We start from the raw sequence: 18,751 nt of genomic DNA, 5'->3' as shown, positions 1-18,751 counted from the left end.
TTCTTCCTTACTAAAAGCGGAATATAAATAAGTAAAAACAGAATATAGAATGAAAACGAAAAAGATTATCCTGATCGCTGTGGCAGTTGCCGTAGTAGTGGGCGGAGGAATCTGGTTCTTTACAGGTTCTCCGGCAAAGCACAAGGTGACGTATGCCAGTGCGACTGTCAGTAAAGGCGATATCTCCAATTCGGTGACTGCCACCGGAACAATCGAACCGGTGATAGAAGTAGAAGTCGGTACGCAGGTATCCGGTATCATCGACAAGATTTATGCAGATTACAACTCGGTAGTAACCAAAGGACAGCTGATTGCCGAAATGGACCGTGTCACTTTACAGAGTGAACTGGCATCCCAGCAGGCAACTTATGATGGTGCCAAAGCCGAATTTGAATATCAGAAGAAGAACTACGAACGTAGCAAAGGATTGCACGACAAGTCATTGATCAGCGATACCGACTACGAGCAGGCTCTCTATAATTATCAGAAGGCCAAGAGCGCTTTCGACAGCAGCAAGGCATCTCTGGCAAAGGCAGAACGTAACCTGTCATACGCTACGATTACTTCTCCGATAGACGGAGTTGTCATCAGCCGCGATGTAGAAGCCGGACAGACCGTAGCTTCCGGGTTCGAAACTCCTACCCTCTTCACCATTGCGGCCGACCTGACACAGATGCAGGTAGTGGCAGACGTGGATGAAGCTGATATAGGCGGTATCGAAGAAGGCCAGCGCGCCAGCTTTACTGTCGATGCTTATCCAAATGATGTGTTCGACGGAGTCGTGACACAGATTCGTCTGGGAGATGCAAGCAGTAGCAGCAGCGCCAGTTCAAGTACCAGCACGGTAGTCACTTATGAAGTGGTGATCTCTGCTCCGAATCCGGACTTGAAGCTGAAACCGCGTCTGACAGCCAATGTGACTATCTTTATCCTTGATAAGAAAGATGTATTGTCTGTCCCCAACAGAGCTTTGCGTTTTACCCCCGAAGCACCGTTGATCGGTAAGAATGACATCGTGAAAGATTGCGAAGGCGAACATAAGGTATGGACGCGCGAAGGAACCACCTTCACGGCTCATCCGGTAAAAATCGGAATCAGCAACGGCATTTCCACAGAGATCATCAGTGGGGTTACCGAAGGAACCAAGGTCATCACGGAAGCCACTATCGGTGCTATGCCGGGCGAGAGTATGGATGGAGAACCGGGTCAGGGAAACGGAGAAAGAAGCCCGTTCATGCCAGGACCTCCGGGAAACAACAAAAAGAAAAGCAACAAGTAGCCAAGTATGAAAAAAGTAATTGAACTTCAAAATATCAAACGAGACTTTCAGGTGGGAGAAGAAACCGTCCATGCGTTACGGGGCGTTTCATTCACCATCAACGAAGGCGAGTTTGTGACCATTATGGGTACTTCCGGTTCGGGAAAGTCCACACTGCTCAACACGTTGGGCTGTCTGGACACTCCTACCAGCGGGGAGTATCTGCTCGATGATATCTCCGTGCGCACCATGAGCAAGCCTCAGCGTGCCGTACTGAGAAACCGGAAAATCGGCTTCGTCTTCCAAAGCTACAACTTGCTGCCCAAGACGACGGCTGTGGAAAACGTAGAGTTACCGCTGATGTACAACTCATCAGTGAGCGCTTCCGAACGTCGCCGACGTGCCATCGAAGCGTTGCAGGCGGTAGGTCTGGGCGACCGGTTGGAGCATAAGTCCAACCAGATGTCCGGAGGACAGATGCAGCGCGTAGCCATCGCCCGTGCACTGGTAAACAACCCTGCGGTCATCCTTGCCGACGAAGCAACCGGAAACCTCGACACACGTACGTCTTTTGATATACTTGTCCTGTTCCAGAAACTTCATGCGGAAGGACGTACCATTATATTCGTAACGCACAATCCCGAAATCGCGCAATACAGCAGCCGGAATATCCGCCTGCGCGACGGTCATGTCATTGAAGATACAGTCAACACGCATGTCCTGTCCGCCGCCGAAGCACTGGCCGCATTGCCAAAAAGCGACGAGGATTGAAGATAAGTAATAGGTAATAAGTATTAGGTATCAGGTATTAAGTATCAGATATCAAGTATTAAGTATTAAGTAATAAGTAACAGTAGTTTATGAATGGAACTAACTTATTTAAGATAGCTCTCCGGGCATTGGCGAACAACAAGCTGCGTGCTTTCCTCACCATGCTTGGTATCATCATCGGTGTCGCTTCCGTCATCACGATGCTCGCTATCGGTCAGGGATCGAAGCGAAGCATCCAGCAACAGATATCGGAGATGGGATCGAACATGATCATGATCCATCCGGGAGCCGACAGACGGGGTGGTGTCCGGCAAGACCCATCGGCTATGCAGACGTTGAAGCTGACCGACTATGAGGCCTTGCGCGATGAGACCAATTTCCTGTCTGCCATCAGTCCTAATGTGTCTTCGTCGGGACAGCTTATCGCGGGTAACAACAACTACCCGTCATCCGTCAGCGGTGTCGGGCTGGAGTATCTTGACATCCGTCAGCTGAGTGTAGAAAGTGGAGATATGTTTACGGAAGCCGATATACAAAGTTCGGCTAAGGTCTGCGTGATCGGTAAAACGATTGTAGACAACCTCTTTCCGGACGGAAGCGATCCGATAGGGAAAATCATCCGCTTCAACAAGATACCGTTCCGGGTGGTCGGTGTGCTCAAAGCCAAAGGGTACAACTCTATGGGACAGGATCAGGACAATATCGTACTGGCTCCTTACACCACCGTCATGAAACGATTGCTTGCCGTCACCTATCTTCAGGGTGTCTTTGCTTCTGCCCTATCGGAAGACATGACCGAGTATGCTACCGATGAAATCACGGAAATCCTGCGGCGCAACCATAAGTTGAAAGCTTCGGACGAAGACGATTTCACCATCCGTACCCAACAGGAGTTGAGTACGATGCTAAACTCTACCACCGATCTGATGACCACCCTGCTCGCCTGTATTGCCGGAATATCTCTGGTAGTGGGCGGTATCGGTATCATGAATATCATGTACGTATCCGTCACCGAACGTACCCGTGAAATCGGTCTGCGTATGTCCGTCGGCGCACGTGGCGTTGATATTCTGAGCCAGTTCCTCATCGAGGCTATCATGATCAGTATTACGGGAGGTCTTATCGGAGTCATCATAGGCTGCGGAGCCAGCTGGATCGTGAAGAGCGTGGCACACTGGCCTATCTTCATCCAACCTTGGAGTGTCTTCCTTTCTTTCGCTGTCTGCACCGTCACCGGAGTCTTCTTCGGATGGTATCCTGCAAAGAAAGCAGCAGATTTAGACCCGATAGAGGCAATCAGATACGAATAAAAAACTATCTTTGTCTTTATGAAACAAAGCCTAACATCCGCACGTCGTCCCCTGGAAGCACTGATACACATTATCGGCTGGGGGATTATGTTCGGTTTTCCGTTCTTCTTTGTAGAGCGCGAAAACGGAAACATCAACTGGATGGCATACTTACGCCATTCTGCCGTACCGTTGTCTTTCATGATCGCGTTCTACGTCAACTACTTCCTGCTGGTTCCCCGATATCTTTTTCAGAGCCAGACCAAGAGATATATTACTTACAATATTCTCCTGTTGTGTGTCATCGGTCTGATGCTGCACCTTTGGCGGAGTCTGACATTCGATCCTTCCTTTGTTCCCAAGCCTCACCGGTCGGGTGGTCCTCCGGGATGGCTGTTCTTTGTCAGAGATATGCTGAGTCTCGTCTTCACCATCGGACTGAGTGCCGCCATACGTATGAGTGCCCGATGGACACAAGCGGAAGCTGCCCGTAAGGAAGCGGAACGGAACCGTTCGGAAGCGGAACTGAAGAATCTGCGCAATCAACTGAACCCGCATTTTCTGCTCAATACGCTGAACAATATCTATGCCTTAATTGCTTTTGATACAGACAAGGCGCAACAAGCTGTGCAGGAACTAAGCAAGCTCCTACGCTATGTGTTGTATGATAATCAGCAGACCTACGTCCCGCTAGGCAAAGAGACTGACTTTATCCGCAACTATATCGAACTGATGCGCATCCGCCTGTCTTCCAATGTACAGATGACTACGCAGATTGATATACTGCCGGACAGTCGGACTCTTATCGCACCGCTTATCTTTATCTCGCTGATCGAGAATGCCTTCAAGCACGGTATATCGCCTACGGAACGGAGTTTTATCCATATCCATCTTGCGGAAAATGAGACGGAAGTGATCTGCGAGATAAGCAACAGCAACCACCCGAAGAACATAATGGACAAGAGTGGTTCGGGGATAGGACTGGAACAGGTGAACCGACGACTGGAGATTCTTTATCCAGGCCAGTATACCTGGCAGAAAGGTATTTCGGAAGACGGCAAGGAGTATAGATCAAGGCTGAGCATCCGTGTGAGGGAGAGTATTAATAAGTAATAAGTATTAAGTAATAGGTAATAATTGAGAGTATATTCGGTTTAGGTAATTAAATAAAATATAGAGAATTATGATATTACGTTGTGCCATTGTAGATGATGAGCCATTGGCTCTGGGCCTACTGGAAAGTTATGTGAATAAGACTCCGTTTCTGCAACTTACAGGAAAATATTCCAGTGCAGTTCAGGCAATGAAGGAGTTGCCGGGCGAAGAAGTCGATCTTCTTTTCCTTGACATTCAGATGCCGGAACTTAACGGACTGGAGTTCTCACAAATGGTAGATTCCCGTACGCGTATCGTTTTTACCACCGCATTCGGTCAATACGCTATCGACGGTTATCGTGTCAATGCACTCGATTATCTGCTGAAACCGATCTCGTATGTCGATTTCCTGCAAGCAGCCAATAAAGCCCTGCAATGGTTCGAGCTGGTGCAGAAGCCGGAAGAGATAGACAGCATCTTTGTAAAAAGCGACTATAAGCTGGTACAGGTAGAACTGAAAAAGATCATGTACATCGAAGGACTGAAAGATTACATCAAAATATATACGGAAGATGATGCCAAACCCATCTTGTCACTCATGAGCATGAAAGCCATGGAAGAGCTTTTGCCTTCCAGCCGGTTCATACGTGTACACCGTTCATTCATCGTCCAAAAGGACAAAATACGGGTGATCGACCGTGGACGTATCGTCTTTGACAAAACGTATATCCCCATTAGTGATAGTTACAAGCAGGTTTTTCAGGCATTTTTGGATGAAAGAAGCTGATGATTGTCTAATTTATCGGCAAAAAAGTGAATTTTGTCGATTATAGTTTGTCAGAAATCGGTTTTATATGTAACTTTGCAACGAACAGAAAGGGATTGTGAAATTCCAAGAATAGAATAGTTTAGTTAAGTCTAGTTTAGTTTTTGTGTTGAGTGCTTCCTCGTCGGCGGACGATCTAGGAAGCACTTTTTATTTATCTATTTATAGAACAAGCTGGACGATAGCACTAAATCAAAGAAAAATAACATAAAGTTTGATTATACCTAAAGCTCTTTTATATTCTATTAAATCTTAATACATTTCTTTTTGCGAGCAAAGACTTGACTCCGTTTGTTTATAGGGGGATGCTCAAACAAGAACAGCTCTCCGGACGTTATACTACTGATATCAACCAAATTATAAACATTAATTGCAGATAATATGTGTTTCCACAACTCCATGTCAGCCAAAGCCATCAAAGTTGCCGCCCGTTACGGACGCCAATCGGATGTAGTCGAGATTTACCAAAGCATTCTTGACGAACAGTATCATGTGAATGCGTTCACTTTCCCCAGATATCCTATCATTACTTCTTCGGACGAAGTACAGGTTTTCAACTGGGGACTCATCCCTTTCTGGGTAAGAAGCGAAGAGGATGCGACAGAAATAAGAAAGATGACACTCAATGCCCGTGCGGATACCATTTTCGAGAAACCGTCTTTCCGCGAACCGATCATGAAGAAACGGTGCATAGTGCCCAGTACCGGCTATTTTGAATGGAGGCATGAAGGAGCAAACAAAATACCTTATTATATATATGTGAAAGATGAACCTATCTTCTCGATGGCCGGCATCTACGACCGTTGGCTGGACAAGGATACGGGAGAGGAACACGAAACTTTCTCCATCATCACCACTGACACCAATTCGCTGACCGATTACATCGATAACACCAAGCACCGGATGCCCGCCATACTCACCCAAGAGGAAGAAGAGAAATGGCTCAATCCCTCATTGAGCAAGGCCGAAATAGCTTCTTTACTGAAACCCTTCGATACAGAGAAGATGGATGCATACGTTATCAGAAACGATTTCTTAAAGAAATCTCCCAATGATCCGACAATAGTACAAAGGGCATAGGAAAAAGAAGTTTATCCTAAAAAAGTGAGAGGTGTGAGGGAGGAATTGCAACTTTTATATTTTTATTTCACTGTTTCTACTCTCTAATTTTCAACTAAAAAAAATACGAATGTTAGAAATCCTCTCTCACTCCTCTCACTTTTTCCCCTTTATTTCATGAAATTCGGAAGAAAGTACAAAAAGAAACAGAGTTCAAAGAGTAAAACGTGGTGGGAAATCCGGAAAACATAACCATCTTTTCCGAACTTCCCACCACGTTTTATCTAGTTCGCACCGTCCGGTGATTTACTCACCCCACTCGCCTAGCAAATCATACGACGGCGCAAAGAAAAGCGTCCCCGTTATTGCCGTACTGAAATCGAGCAAGCGGTCGGTATTGCCCACCGGACTGCCGATAAACATATTCTCCAACATCCGGCGAGTCGTGCTGAATGTACTAGCATACCCAATAAAATACGTACCATACTCCCCCTTCGAAGTATTGGCAAACGGCATATTGGCACGTACAATCTTCAGATCATCACCGATATTGGTCACAGCATTATGCGCATTCTCCGGCTTCTCTTCGTCCGACAGCTCCACATCATTGAACTTATGACGTCCGATCACCTTTTCCTGCTGTTCCACCGGAAGCGCATTCCACGCAACCATATCATGAATGTACTTCTGCACAAACACATAACTGCCTCCTGCAAAATCCGCATCCTCCTCGCCTATCACCGCAAAATGATAGGGATTCTCATCGACAGCAGGATTCTCCGTACCGTCCACAAAGCCGATAATCGCCTTACCATCCATATAGCGAAATCCATGCGTCTCATCAACAGACACCACAGCCCCTTTAAGCTTCTCATCAAGGATAGAAGCAAACTCGAAACACAGCCCCATCTGCTTCGCCCGAATATGGAACAACAAATCACCGGGAGTGGAAACAGCTGTATACTTCTCCCCTTTTATCTCGGAGAAAGTACTCAACTCTTTCGGTTTACCCTTATCGGGGAAAAGCCGCGTCCACGCATCAGCCCCAAATCCCATCGTGCAACTGAATTGCGTATCAGGAAAACGATTGCGCATACTACGGATCATTGCCGAGAAATTGGCACATACATCCTTTACTTTATCAACCGTATCGGGGGAATCTGTCAGGTTATAGACTATAAATATTACATTCTCTCCCTGTTTTCCGGCCACATCCTGTGGGATATGACCGCCGAACGAATTTTGAAATGGATTCATATTCTTTTAATTTTAGTTTTTTAGTTTCGCCCATAAGATATATCCGGTGATAAAACCGAATCAAAACCGAATGGCTACATAGGCAAGAAGCTCCCGGCTTCGACCCCGTGAGCTTCTCTCTTCTCCAATGTTACTCTCTCTTCTTATATATAATATACTTTGTCTTTATATTGTCTCTCTCTTTTCAGTCATTCCGCACATACATCGCGGCTCCGGCATCCATAAAGAGTTCGACATTCTCCGCATGATGCGCTATATAAGCCGCCGGTCCCGTATCTCCCGAGTGGCAGATTTCTTCCACCACTTCCGCCTTCGCTTTTCCGGTAATCAGAAAAATAACAAGGCGGGCAGTCAGAATCGGGAATCCGGTCATTGCAATGCGTTTCTGTCCGTTGCGGGGATGAGTGCTGGTCACATAAATCTGGTCGGAAGAGAGCAAAGCCTCCTGTCCGGGGAAGATAGAGGAAGTATGTCCGTCATCTCCCGCTCCCAACAGCACAATGTCAAATTCGGGCCAGCCATTCTTCTTGGGCACCTGCCGGCTGACAAGTTCGGAATAGCGGGCTGCTTCTTTTGCCGGTTTCTCTTCACCACGAATGCGGTATACATTTTCGTAAGGAATGGGCACTATCCCCAAAAGCAGGGAACGCATCATTCCATAATTACTATCAGAATCTTCGGGAGGAACGCAACGTTCGTCTACCCAATAAAGTTTCATACGCTTCCAAGGAGTAATATCAGCGTATTCATTTGCCCATAAATCAAACATCAAGGCGGGAGTGCTGCCACCACTCACTGCTATGTTGAACGTTTTGTCCGGTTCAGCATTCATGATATCCACCAGGTGGAATATCAACGAACGGGCTGTCTCCATAGACGACGGGAAAACAGATAGTTTCATAGTTCGCAATATTGGTCTGTATTTGTTAAATTCTTACACGGATTGGTCCAGTCTGCCCCATGCTCGTGCATCATAGCTTCACTTTCGAGAGGTCCCCACGTACCTGCCGGATAGCCGTACAAAGGTGCGTCCGGATTATCTTTCCAATAACGTAAGACCGGATCAAAGAAGTTCCAGGAAGCCTCTACAGCATCACTTCGAGTAAATAAGGTCGGATCTCCCTGAATGCAGTCGTCAATCAGACGGGCATAAGCGTCACCGCTCGGCACGCCGCCCAACTGTGCGTAACTGAAATCCATCGTCACCTGACGGACTTCGAAACCTGCACCCGGAACCTTCATTCCGATCTTCAGCACAATACCCTCGTTTGGTTGCAAACGAAGAATCAACTTATTAGCCCTCGGACAATTACCGCCAGAACAGCGGAACATCTGATGGGGCGTCTCGCGGAAGTGAACGACAATCTCCGTCACCTTCGTCGGCATCTGCTTACCAGTGCGGATGTAGAACGGTACCCCGCTCCAGCGCCAGTTACTGATGCCCAGCTTCATCGCAATATAAGTCTCCGTACGCGAGTCGGGAGCCACTCCCTTTTCCTCACGATACCCCTTCTTATTGCCCGAAACCGTATATTGCCCGCGAACGATATGTTCGTTCAAGTCCGTCTCCGTAAGCGGAGTCAGTGACTCATAAACCTTCACTACCTCATTCCGGAAATTATCCGCATTGAATACCGCCGGCGGCTCCATAGCCGTAAGAGCTACGAGCTGAATCAGGTGATTCTGCACCATATCCCGCAAAGCCCCCGCCGTCTCGTAAAAACCTCCGCGCTGCTCAATGCCCAGATTCTCTACAGCAGTAATCTCCACATAATCTATATAATTACGATTCCATAACGGCTCAAAAATACCATTGGCGAAACGGAAAGCAAGCACATTCTGCGCCGTCTCCTTGCCCAGAAAATGATCGATACGATAAATCTGATGCTCATCAAACACAGAAGAGTAAATCTTATTCAACTCAAGCGCCGACTCCAAATCATACCCGAACGGCTTCTCAACAATAATACGAGAATGAGGAGTATTCAGCCCGGCCGCCTTCAAATGCAAAGGCACCACACCATACAACGAAGGCGGAGTAGCCAGATAGAACAACAAATTATCCGGATCGACCTCCTTCGTAAGCTCTACCAAACGCTCCCGCAACTGCGAATATCCCTCCACTTTCGCAGGATCCATCGGCAAATAATACAAATGAGACACAAAAGAAGACATCAGCTCCAAATTCTGCTCTTCAGCCTTTACAAACTGCTGCAACTCCCCAAGTATATATGAACGGTAATCTTCATCAGAATAGACAGTACGCCCAATTCCCAGAACAGTAAAACTCCCCGTCAGCCGTTTATCCCGATACAGAGAGTACAATGCAGGCATCAACTTGCGTTTAGTCAAGTCGCCCGAAGCACCAAAAATAATCATTGCAAATTTATCCATCGTCGTATTTTTAACTTTTTACCTTTTATCCATCCATCACCGCACCTAAACCGACCAGCCTCAACCAACCGACAAACCGACCAATCTCAACCAACCGCCCTAACGCATAATCACCCACACACCCACTACTACCCCCACCTACAACTTACCATCCGAACGGTCTCCCGGCCTCACCGAAGGAGCGTCAAGCGGAGGCTGTATCTCCGGCGTGAAGAAGGGCAGGCTGTTTGAGCGGAGCGAGTTCCTGCCCTTTAGCCGGAGATGCAGCCGGAGTAGCTCCGTAGGTGCAGCCTTGATTTTTTCTTTTGGTACCTTTCTTTTGCATCAAGGCAAAAGAAAAGTACTCAGACATTATAAGTCCCCGACTTCGTCTCCCCTCCGTGTCCCGTCCAATTCTCATGAAAGAACTGTCCGCGCAGCTCATCCTTCCTCTCAAACGTATGCGCACCGAAATAATCACGTTGCGCCTGCACCAGATTGGCAGGTAAATTGTCAGAAGTCAGCGAATAAAAATAATTCAAAGCCGAAGAGAAAGCCGGAACAGGCAATTCCTCCTTCATCGCCTCCGCCACCAGATTCTTCCATCCGGGGAGCAAAGACTTGATTTCCTCACGGAAGTAAGGAGCCAGCAACAAATGCTTCGGCTTATCCGCCGCCTCAAAAGCAGCAGCTATATCATTAAGGAAAATACTGCGGATGATACATCCCCCACGCCACATACGGGCAATGGAGGCCAAATCCAAATTCCATCCGAAAGCATCAGAAGCCCGCTGCAACACAGCAAAGCCCTGCGCATACGACACCAGCTTGGAAGCGTAAAGCGCAGAAAATATCTCCTTCACCAATTCCGCCTTATTATATACAGGTAATGTATGCTTGCACAAGAACTGCTTGGAAGCCAGATGACGCAACTCCTTCTGAGCCGAGAGACTGCGTTCGAACACCGCCGTGGCAATCAAGCCCAACGGCATCCCCAACTCCATCGCATTGATGACAGACCACTTTCCCGTCCCCTTCTGTCCGGCAGCATCGAGAATCTTATCGATCAGATACCCACCGGATTTATCCTTGTGACGCAAAATATTAGAAGTAATCTCAATCAGATAACTGCGCAACTTCCCTTCATTCCAACGGGCAAAAACGTCCGCCATCTCCTCGTTCGTCAGATCAATGAGATTCTTCATCACCCAGTAAGCCTCGGCAATCAACTGCATATCACCGTATTCGATACCGTTGTGAATCATCTTCACAAAATGTCCCGACCCGGCAGGGCCTACCCACTGGCAACAGGGAGTTCCGTCCGGCGCTTTCGCCGCGATGCTCTGCAAGACAGGCTTCACTTCCGGCCACGCTTTCTCCGATCCTCCGGGCATGATGGAAGCACCGTTCAACGCACCTTCCTCACCGCCCGACACTCCGCTTCCTACAAACAAGAATCCTTTCGATTCAGCTAATTTTACACGGCGATTGGTATCTTCGTAATTAGAATTACCACCGTCAATCAAAATATCTCCGGGAGAAAGCAAAGGGAAAAGCTGATCCATCAGTTCGTCTACCGGACTGCCGGCACGTACCATCATCATAATCTTGCGAGGGGTGGCGATTGATTCCACAAAAGCCTTTATATCTGTAAAACCTTCAATGTTTTTACCTTTAGCACGACCATTCATAAAGCGGTCTACTACTCCTTCTTCCACTCCGGGGACGGTACGATTATAAACAGAGACGTGCCAGCCCTTGCTTTCCATATTCAAAGCAAGGTTCTCACCCATCACTGCCAGACCGATCAACCCGATATCTGTTTTATTCTGATTTGCCATATCTTATATATTTTAAAATATTGTTTATGTAAGAAACACTTGAAAAGCACATTTGTTCGCTAGTTTTGGATTAAAATACTATTTTTGTGGTCAACAAATAACTATCAGAATGAAGAAAATCAAGATCGACCTGCTGCCACGCATCATTATTGCTATCATCTTGGGGATTGCCATTGGCACTATTTTTCCGGCTCCGCTGGTACGAATATTCGTTACGTTCAACGGAATTTTCAGTGAATTTCTTAACTTCTCCATCCCGCTCATTATCGTCGGACTGGTCACCGTAGCCATTGCCGACATCGGCAAAGGTGCGGGAAAGATGCTGCTTGTCACCGCCCTCATCGCTTACGGTGCGACGCTCTTCTCCGGCTTCCTGTCCTACTTCACCGGTGTCACCGTGTTCCCCTCGCTCATCGAAGTGGGCGCGCCGCTCGAAGAAGTCAGCGAAGCGCACGGCATTCTCCCCTACTTCTCCGTATCCATCCCTCCGCTGATGAATGTCATGACGGCATTGATCCTTGCCTTCACACTGGGATTGGGACTGGCGGCACTGCACAGCGATGCTCTGAAGAGTGTAGCACGGGATTTTCAGGAAATCATCGTACGCATGATCAGTGCGGTCATCCTGCCTTTACTGCCGCTTTACATCTTCGGCATTTTCCTGAATATGACTCATTCCGGACAAGTATATGCCATTCTGATGGTCTTTATCAAAATCATCGGAGTTATCTTTCTGTTACATATCTTCCTGCTCGTCTTTCAGTATTCCATTGCAGCACTCTTTGTCCGTAAGAATCCGTTCCGGTTGCTGGGCAGGATGATGCCGGCCTATTTCACCGCATTGGGCACGCAATCGTCCGCCGCCACCATTCCGGTGACGCTGGAGCAGACGAAGAAGAACGGAGTATCCGCCGACATTGCAGGATTCGTGATTCCGCTCTGCGCCACCATTCACCTGTCCGGCAGCACGCTTAAAATCGTGGCCTGCGCACTGGCACTGATGATGATGCAGGGAATGCCGTTCGACTTCCCGCTATTTGCCGGATTCATCTTTATGCTGGGCATCACGATGGTAGCCGCACCGGGCGTTCCGGGAGGAGCCATCATGGCGGCACTCGGTATCCTGCAATCGATGCTCGGCTTCGACGAGTCGGCACAGGCGCTGATGATCGCACTCTACATCGCCATGGACAGTTTCGGAACTGCCTGCAACGTGACGGGCGACGGAGCCATCGCACTGATCATAGACAAAGTGATGGGAAAAGGGACGGGAAAATAAAACAGACTTGGTTTGCATATACAGCATAAAATAACGAAATTTGTCCCCCGTATCTTCAAATAAAAAATAAAGGAATATGAAAACAGCCCTTATATCAGGCATCACCGGACAGGATGGTTCTTATCTTGCCGAATTTCTCTTGCAAAAAGGTTACGAAGTACACGGTATCCTCCGTCGTTCTTCCTCATTCAATACCGGACGTATCGAACATTTGTATTTTGACGAATGGGTACGCGACATGAAACAGAAACGTACCATCAACCTGCACTACGGCGATATGACGGACTCCAGCTCACTGATCCGCATCATACAGCAGGTGCAACCGGATGAAATCTACAATCTGGCAGCGCAGAGTCATGTGAAGGTATCGTTCGACGTGCCCGAATATACTGCCGAAGCGGACGCTATCGGCACACTGCGTATGCTCGAAGCCGTACGCATCCTGGGACTGGAAAAGAAAACAAGGATATATCAGGCTTCCACCTCCGAGCTTTTCGGCAAGGTGCAGGAAGTTCCACAGAAGGAGACGACTCCGTTCTATCCCCGTTCTCCCTACGGAGTGGCAAAGCAGTACGGTTTCTGGATCACCAAGAACTACCGCGAAAGCTATGGCATGTTTGCCGTTAACGGCATCTTGTTCAATCACGAAAGCGAACGTCGTGGCGAAACATTCGTTACCCGCAAGATTTCTCTCGCTGCCGCACGTATCGCGCAAGGCGAGCAGGACAAGCTGTATTTAGGTAATCTGGATGCCCGCCGTGACTGGGGATATGCGAAAGATTACGTGGAATGTATGTGGCTGATTCTTCAGCATAACGTTCCGGAAGATTTCGTAATCGCCACCGGAGAGATGCACACCGTACGCGAATTTGCCGCACTAGCATTCAAGGAGGCAGGCATCGAACTTCGTTGGGAAGGTGAAGGCGTGGACGAAAAGGGTATCGACGTGGCTACCGGAAAAGTATTGGTAGAGGTTGATCCCAAATATTTCCGTCCGGCAGAAGTGGAACAACTGTTAGGAGACCCTACCAAAGCCCGGACATTGCTGGGATGGAACCCAAGGAAGACATCGTTCGAAGAACTGGTAAGCATCATGGTGCGCCATGACATGGAGAAAGTAAAAAGAATGATCGCTACCAAGCACTAACAGACCTCAAACCGAACGCGGATTACGCCGATTAAACGATCTTCTTTTTTTACAGAAGATGCGCATAACCGGAGTAATCCGTGTTCATATATGATACTTAATCATGGAAAAGAATGCTAAAATCTATGTAGCAGGGCATCACGGTTTGGTGGGTTCTGCTATCTGGAAGAATTTACAGGATAAGGGATATACCAATCTGATCGGGCGTACGCATCAAGAACTGGATTTGCTCGACGGTGTAGCTGTCCGCCGTTTTTTCGACGAAGAGCAACCGGAGTATGTGTTTCTGGCTGCTGCATTCGTAGGCGGCATCATGGCAAACAGTATTTATCGTGCCGACTTCATTTATAAGAACCTGCAAATACAGCAGAACGTCATCGGTGAAAGTTTCCGTCATAACGTCCGGAAACTGCTGTTTCTGGGCAGCACCTGCATCTATCCGCGTGACACCGAACAGCCGATGAAAGAAGAAGTCCTGCTGACTTCACCACTGGAATACACAAATGAGCCATACGCCATCGCCAAGATCACCGGACTGAAAATGTGCGAGAGCTTCAACCTGCAATACGGCACGAATTACATCGCCGTGATGCCGACCAACTTATACGGTCCGAATGATAATTTTGACTTGGAACGCAGCCATGTCCTGCCTGCCATGATCCGTAAGATTCATCTTGCGCACTGTCTGAAGGAAGGAGACTGGGAAGCTGTCCGCAAAGATATGAACCAACGTCCTGTAGAAGGCGTCAATGGCGACAGCCCCAAGGCGGACATTCTGAATATCCTCCGCAAATACGGTATCAGCGAAACGGAAGTGACTCTGTGGGGCACGGGAACTCCCCTGCGCGAGTTTCTCTGGAGCGAAGAAATGGCCGACGCCAGTGTATTCGTAATGGAACACGTGGACTTCAAAGATACCTACAAAGAAGGTGACAAGGATATCCGCAACTGCCATATCAACATCGGAACGGGAAAGGAAATCACCATCCGCCAACTCGCCGAACAAATTGTAGAAACGGTAGGCTATCAAGGCAAACTAACCTTCGACAGCAGCAAACCGGACGGCACTATGCGCAAACTGACCGATCCGTCCAAACTACACTCTTTGGGATGGCATCACAAAATAGAAATAGAGGAAGGAGTACGGAGAATGTACGAATGGTACTTGAAATAAATTCAAAAAGAACTATCCGCATTGGGGCTGAATTAGAAAGAAACAGACTGAAAACAACCGGTTTTTCGGATTAATCCATGTTAATGACTGCGACATGCATTGTGGACTGTCTTAACAAGCATTGTTAATGACATTACCATGCATTCTTATCGACCCTAACAAGCATTGATAACTTCCCTTTCTTATAGAGAGAACAGTAATGTCATCTGTAAGGAACAATCGTGCCACAGGCCGGAAACACTTGTGCCAAAGGCGTGGCACAACTCCTTCCCCTATACTTCCCAACACTTTTCCCATACTTCCACATCTTAGTCCCTTATTACCCCAAGACTCCCCATTTCCAAAAATTCTTCATTCTTAATTCTTCATTCTTAATTTAATTACTATATTTGCACAATTTAATACCAAATGTGCAAAAACAATGGAAAAGAGTTTTATAGCTTACATTGAAAATAGTATCAAGAACAATTGGGACTTAGACGCCCTGACAGATTATAAGGGAGCCACCCTTCAGTATAAAGACGTTGCTCGAAAAATCGAAAAACTCCATATCATCTTTGAAGAAAGCGGAATCCGCAAGGGAGACAAAATCGCCGTTTGCGGCCGAAACAGTTCCCATTGGGGAGTCACTTTCCTCGCCACACTGACGTATGGAGCAGTCATCGTCCCCATCCTTCACGAGTTCAAGGCGGACAATGTGCACAACATCGTCAACCACTCCGAAGCCAAATTACTATTTGTAGGAGACATGGTGTGGGAAAACCTCAACGAATCGGCAATGCCCCTGCTGGAAGGTATCCTGATGATGAACGACTTCACCTTACTGGTATCACGCAGCGAACGACTGACGCACGCACGTGAACATCTGAACGAAATGTTCGGCAAGAAATACCCGAAGAACTTCCGCAAAGAACACATCGAATACCACAAGGATGAACCCGAAGAACTGGCAGTAATCAACTACACGTCCGGCACAACGAGCTACTCAAAAGGAGTCATGCTCCCCTACCGTAGCCTCTGGTCGAACACCAAGTTCGCGTATGAAGTGCTCGAACTGAAAGCCGGAGACAAGATTGTCTCCATGCTTCCTATGGCACATATGTACGGACTGGCCTTCGAGTTCCTCTATGAGTTCTCCGTCGGCTGCCACATCTACTTCCTCACCCGTATGCCAAGTCCGAAAATTATCTTCCAGGCATTCGAAGAAGTAAAACCGAATCTCATCGTTGCCGTTCCGCTCATCATCGAAAAGATTATCAAGAAGAGCGTACTACCGAAACTGGAAACGCCGACCATGAAAATCTTACTCAAAGTACCCATCATCAACGACAAGATAAAAGCAACCATACGCGAAGAAATGATCAAAGCGTTCGGTGGAAATTTCAGAGAAATCATCGTAGGTGGAGCAGCCTTCAATCAGGAAGTAGAACAATTCCTTAAAATGATAGACTTCCCTTATACGGTAGGATACGGCATGACAGAATGCGGTCCGATCATCTGCTACGAAGACTGGACAAGATTCAAACTAGGCTCGTGCGGAAAAGCCGCGCCGCGTATGGACGTACGGGTACTGTCTTCCGATCCGGAGAATATCGTTGGCGAAATCGTCTGCAAAGGCCCTAACGTAATGCTGGGATATTACAAGAACAGCGAAGCGACAGAAGCAGTGATCGACAAAGACGGCTGGCTGCACACAGGCGACCTCGCCTTGATGGACGCCGAAGGCAATATCACCATCAAGGGACGCAGCAAGAACCTGTTGCTCAGCGCCAGCGGACAGAACATCTATCCGGAAGAAATCGAAGACAAGCTGAACAACCTGCCATACGTATCGGAAAGCATCATCGTACAGCAGAACGAGAAACTCGTCGGACTGGTTTATCCGGACTTTGACGAAGCATTCGCCCACGGCCTGAAGAATGAGGATATCGAACGGGTAATGGAAGAAAACCGCGTAGCACTGAACGCCATGTTACCGGCATACAGCCAAATACTAAAAATGAAGATATATCCCGAAGAATTTGAAAAGACCCCGAAAAAGAGCATCAAACGCTATCTGTATCAGGAAGCGAAAGGATAAAGGAAGTGAAGGATTAAGGGAATACTCTGTGAACCTAAACTGAAAAAAAGAGTTATAATAAAGATGAAGATAATAAAGACAATATTCACGGCAGCTGTTCTGATGGCTGCCGTTTGTTTGCCGGCACAGAACAAGAGTGCGGGCATCAACCTTTCCTTCTGGAAAGACATCTGCACACAGCCGTATGACAGCACTCAGACGACTTATGTAAACCTCGGTCTGCTGTCTACGCTGAACCGTCTCAACGGCGTTGGCATCAACGCGCTGGGAAGCGTCATTCATGGAGATATGAACGGAGTACAGATCACAGGATTAGCCAATCTTGCCGGTGGTACGATGCGGGGTGTTCAGATAGCGGGTGTCAGCAATATCAGCGGAAACAACACCGTAGGGCTTTCCGCCGCCGGACTGGTGAATATCACAGGCGACGGCTCAAAGGGGGTCATTATTTCGGGACTTACCAGCATCGGTGGAGACAACAACTCGGGAGTAATGATAAGCGGTCTGATGAATGTGACGGGAAACATGGCTTCGGGATTTCAGTTTTCCGGCGTGTCAAATATCACGGGACAGAGTTTCAACGGTATGATGACTTCCGGACTCTTGAATGTGGTAGGCGAAAACATGAACGGTCTGCAGATTGCCGGTATCGCCAATATCACCGCAAAAGACCTGAATGGCGCACAGATCGGGTTATGCAACTATGCGACGAAGGCTCATGGCTTTCAGATCGGTCTGGTCAATTACTACAGGGAAGATATGAAAGGATTACAACTCGGCCTCGTGAACGCGAATCCCGATACAAGAATACAAATGATGGTATATGGCGGTAACGTCACGCCCGCCAACATAGGAGTGCGTTTCAAGAACCAACTGTTTTATACGATCTTGGGAGTAGGTGCATTCGATCAGAATCTGAACGATAAGTTTTCTATCAGCACGTCTTACCGTGCCGGACTGGCAGTGCCTGTTTACAAAGGTTTGTCTATTAGCGGTGACCTCGGATTCCAGCATATAGAAACGTGCTCCAACAAGGGTGAAGTGATTCCCCGACGCCTTTATGGATTGCAGGCACGGGCGAATCTGGAATATCAGATCAGCAAGAAATTCGGCATCTTTGCCACCGGCGGTTACGGACTGACACGGTATTACAACAAATCCGGTAATTTCGATAAAGGAGCGATCATAGAAGCGGGCATTGTCCTCTTCTAAGGCTGATTAATAAGTAATAGGTAATAAGTATTAGGTATTAACCGTAGCTATCATTTAGAGGTATATCTATCTGTCATTCAAAGTTTTCAT

The 18,751-nt window shown here is 47.6% G+C and carries 16 protein-coding genes; 11 read left to right on the top strand and 5 right to left on the bottom strand.

Features of this window, described 5'->3' with window-relative positions:
• Positions 1-49: 49 nt before the first annotated feature.
• The 6 genes from KTR07_RS12170 to KTR07_RS12145 all read left to right on the top strand — a co-directional run bounded on the left by KTR07_RS12170 (position 50) and on the right by KTR07_RS12145 (position 6,319).
• On the top strand, positions 50-1,279 hold the full coding sequence (locus KTR07_RS12170) for an efflux RND transporter periplasmic adaptor subunit (RefSeq protein WP_117981552.1): 1,230 nt from the start codon (positions 50-52) through the stop codon (positions 1,277-1,279).
• Between the two features lie 6 nt (positions 1,280-1,285).
• Positions 1,286-2,029, top strand: a complete 744-nt coding sequence (locus KTR07_RS12165) for an ABC transporter ATP-binding protein (protein ID WP_008763426.1) — start codon at positions 1,286-1,288, stop codon at positions 2,027-2,029.
• A gap of 89 nt (positions 2,030-2,118) precedes the next feature.
• A complete protein-coding gene (locus KTR07_RS12160) occupies positions 2,119-3,339 on the top strand; it encodes an ABC transporter permease (RefSeq protein WP_008765923.1) in 1,221 nt (406 codons plus the stop codon).
• An 18-nt stretch (positions 3,340-3,357) separates the two neighbouring features.
• Entirely contained in the window at positions 3,358-4,431 is a 1,074-nt protein-coding gene (locus tag KTR07_RS12155) for a sensor histidine kinase (protein ID WP_008763424.1), read from the top strand.
• A gap of 70 nt (positions 4,432-4,501) precedes the next feature.
• Entirely contained in the window at positions 4,502-5,200 is a 699-nt protein-coding gene (locus KTR07_RS12150) for a LytTR family DNA-binding domain-containing protein (protein WP_008763423.1), read from the top strand.
• Between the two features lie 420 nt (positions 5,201-5,620).
• Positions 5,621-6,319, top strand: a complete 699-nt coding sequence (locus KTR07_RS12145) for an SOS response-associated peptidase (protein ID WP_008765986.1) — start codon at positions 5,621-5,623, stop codon at positions 6,317-6,319.
• Positions 6,320-6,604: 285 nt separating this feature from the next.
• Here KTR07_RS12145 and KTR07_RS12140 read toward each other — a convergent pair whose 3' ends face one another.
• The 5 genes from KTR07_RS12140 to gnd form a co-directional block, all read right to left on the bottom strand.
• Complete coding sequence (locus KTR07_RS12140) at positions 6,605-7,555, bottom strand: Dyp-type peroxidase (protein ID WP_117981549.1); 951 nt, start codon at positions 7,553-7,555, stop codon at positions 6,605-6,607.
• 184 nt (positions 7,556-7,739) lie between these two features.
• Positions 7,740-8,456, bottom strand: a complete 717-nt coding sequence (gene pgl / locus KTR07_RS12135) for a 6-phosphogluconolactonase (RefSeq protein ID WP_008763421.1) — start codon at positions 8,454-8,456, stop codon at positions 7,740-7,742.
• Entirely contained in the window at positions 8,453-9,949 is a 1,497-nt protein-coding gene (zwf, locus tag KTR07_RS12130) for a glucose-6-phosphate dehydrogenase (protein ID WP_118214401.1), read from the bottom strand. Before zwf ends, pgl begins: the two co-directional genes overlap by 4 nt.
• Before the next feature lie 184 nt (positions 9,950-10,133).
• Entirely contained in the window at positions 10,134-10,301 is a 168-nt protein-coding gene (locus KTR07_RS12125; RefSeq protein ID WP_162531727.1) for a hypothetical protein, read from the bottom strand.
• Positions 10,294-11,769: a decarboxylating NADP(+)-dependent phosphogluconate dehydrogenase gene (gnd, locus tag KTR07_RS12120; protein WP_008763418.1), complete on the bottom strand. Its 1,476-nt coding sequence runs from the start codon at positions 11,767-11,769 to the stop codon at positions 10,294-10,296. Before gnd ends, KTR07_RS12125 begins: the two co-directional genes overlap by 8 nt.
• Positions 11,770-11,878: 109 nt before the next feature.
• On the opposite strand from gnd, the gene KTR07_RS12115 reads away from it, so the two are divergent.
• The 5 genes from KTR07_RS12115 (at position 11,879) to KTR07_RS12095 (ending at position 18,661) form a co-directional block, all read left to right on the top strand.
• Positions 11,879-13,048 (top strand): dicarboxylate/amino acid:cation symporter, encoded by a 1,170-nt coding sequence (locus tag KTR07_RS12115; protein ID WP_048696908.1) that lies wholly within the window; start codon positions 11,879-11,881, stop codon positions 13,046-13,048.
• A 76-nt stretch (positions 13,049-13,124) separates the two neighbouring features.
• Complete coding sequence (gene gmd / locus KTR07_RS12110; protein WP_048696905.1) at positions 13,125-14,195, top strand: GDP-mannose 4,6-dehydratase; 1,071 nt, start codon at positions 13,125-13,127, stop codon at positions 14,193-14,195.
• Positions 14,196-14,298: 103 nt separating this feature from the next.
• A complete protein-coding gene (locus KTR07_RS12105) occupies positions 14,299-15,369 on the top strand; it encodes a GDP-L-fucose synthase (protein ID WP_048696903.1) in 1,071 nt (356 codons plus the stop codon).
• A gap of 421 nt (positions 15,370-15,790) precedes the next feature.
• Positions 15,791-17,449, top strand: coding sequence for an AMP-binding protein (locus KTR07_RS12100; RefSeq protein WP_062695152.1), 1,659 nt, complete (start codon positions 15,791-15,793; stop codon positions 17,447-17,449).
• A 63-nt stretch (positions 17,450-17,512) separates the two neighbouring features.
• A complete protein-coding gene (locus KTR07_RS12095; protein ID WP_048696897.1) occupies positions 17,513-18,661 on the top strand; it encodes an LA_2272 family surface repeat-containing protein in 1,149 nt (382 codons plus the stop codon).
• The last annotated feature ends 90 nt before the right edge of the window (positions 18,662-18,751 follow it).

This window comes from Bacteroides sp. MSK.20.82 (genome assembly GCF_019052485.1).
In the GTDB taxonomy this organism is placed as follows: Bacteria; Bacteroidota; Bacteroidia; order Bacteroidales; family Bacteroidaceae; genus Bacteroides; species Bacteroides thetaiotaomicron.
The sequence above is the reverse complement of the archived record's forward strand: the minus strand, read 5'-3'. Positions and strand labels throughout refer to the sequence as shown.

Coding starts and splice junctions, on each gene's coding strand:
- KTR07_RS12160 (WP_008765923.1), top strand. CDS start 2,119: ATGAATGGAACTAACTTATTTAAGATAGCTCTCCGGGCATTGGCGAAC.
- KTR07_RS12115 (WP_048696908.1), top strand. CDS start 11,879: ATGAAGAAAATCAAGATCGACCTGCTGCCACGCATCATTATTGCTATC.
- KTR07_RS12145 (WP_008765986.1), top strand. CDS start 5,621: ATGTGTTTCCACAACTCCATGTCAGCCAAAGCCATCAAAGTTGCCGCC.
- gnd (WP_008763418.1), bottom strand. CDS start 11,769: ATGGCAAATCAGAATAAAACAGATATCGGGTTGATCGGTCTGGCAGTG.
- zwf (WP_118214401.1), bottom strand. CDS start 9,949: ATGGATAAATTTGCAATGATTATTTTTGGTGCTTCGGGCGACTTGACT.
- gmd (WP_048696905.1), top strand. CDS start 13,125: ATGAAAACAGCCCTTATATCAGGCATCACCGGACAGGATGGTTCTTAT.
- KTR07_RS12125 (WP_162531727.1), bottom strand. CDS start 10,301: ATGTCTGAGTACTTTTCTTTTGCCTTGATGCAAAAGAAAGGTACCAAA.
- KTR07_RS12140 (WP_117981549.1), bottom strand. CDS start 7,555: ATGAATCCATTTCAAAATTCGTTCGGCGGTCATATCCCACAGGATGTG.
- KTR07_RS12170 (WP_117981552.1), top strand. CDS start 50: ATGAAAACGAAAAAGATTATCCTGATCGCTGTGGCAGTTGCCGTAGTA.
- KTR07_RS12155 (WP_008763424.1), top strand. CDS start 3,358: ATGAAACAAAGCCTAACATCCGCACGTCGTCCCCTGGAAGCACTGATA.
- KTR07_RS12095 (WP_048696897.1), top strand. CDS start 17,513: ATGAAGATAATAAAGACAATATTCACGGCAGCTGTTCTGATGGCTGCC.
- KTR07_RS12165 (WP_008763426.1), top strand. CDS start 1,286: ATGAAAAAAGTAATTGAACTTCAAAATATCAAACGAGACTTTCAGGTG.
- KTR07_RS12150 (WP_008763423.1), top strand. CDS start 4,502: ATGATATTACGTTGTGCCATTGTAGATGATGAGCCATTGGCTCTGGGC.
- KTR07_RS12105 (WP_048696903.1), top strand. CDS start 14,299: ATGGAAAAGAATGCTAAAATCTATGTAGCAGGGCATCACGGTTTGGTG.
- pgl (WP_008763421.1), bottom strand. CDS start 8,456: ATGAAACTATCTGTTTTCCCGTCGTCTATGGAGACAGCCCGTTCGTTG.
- KTR07_RS12100 (WP_062695152.1), top strand. CDS start 15,791: ATGGAAAAGAGTTTTATAGCTTACATTGAAAATAGTATCAAGAACAAT.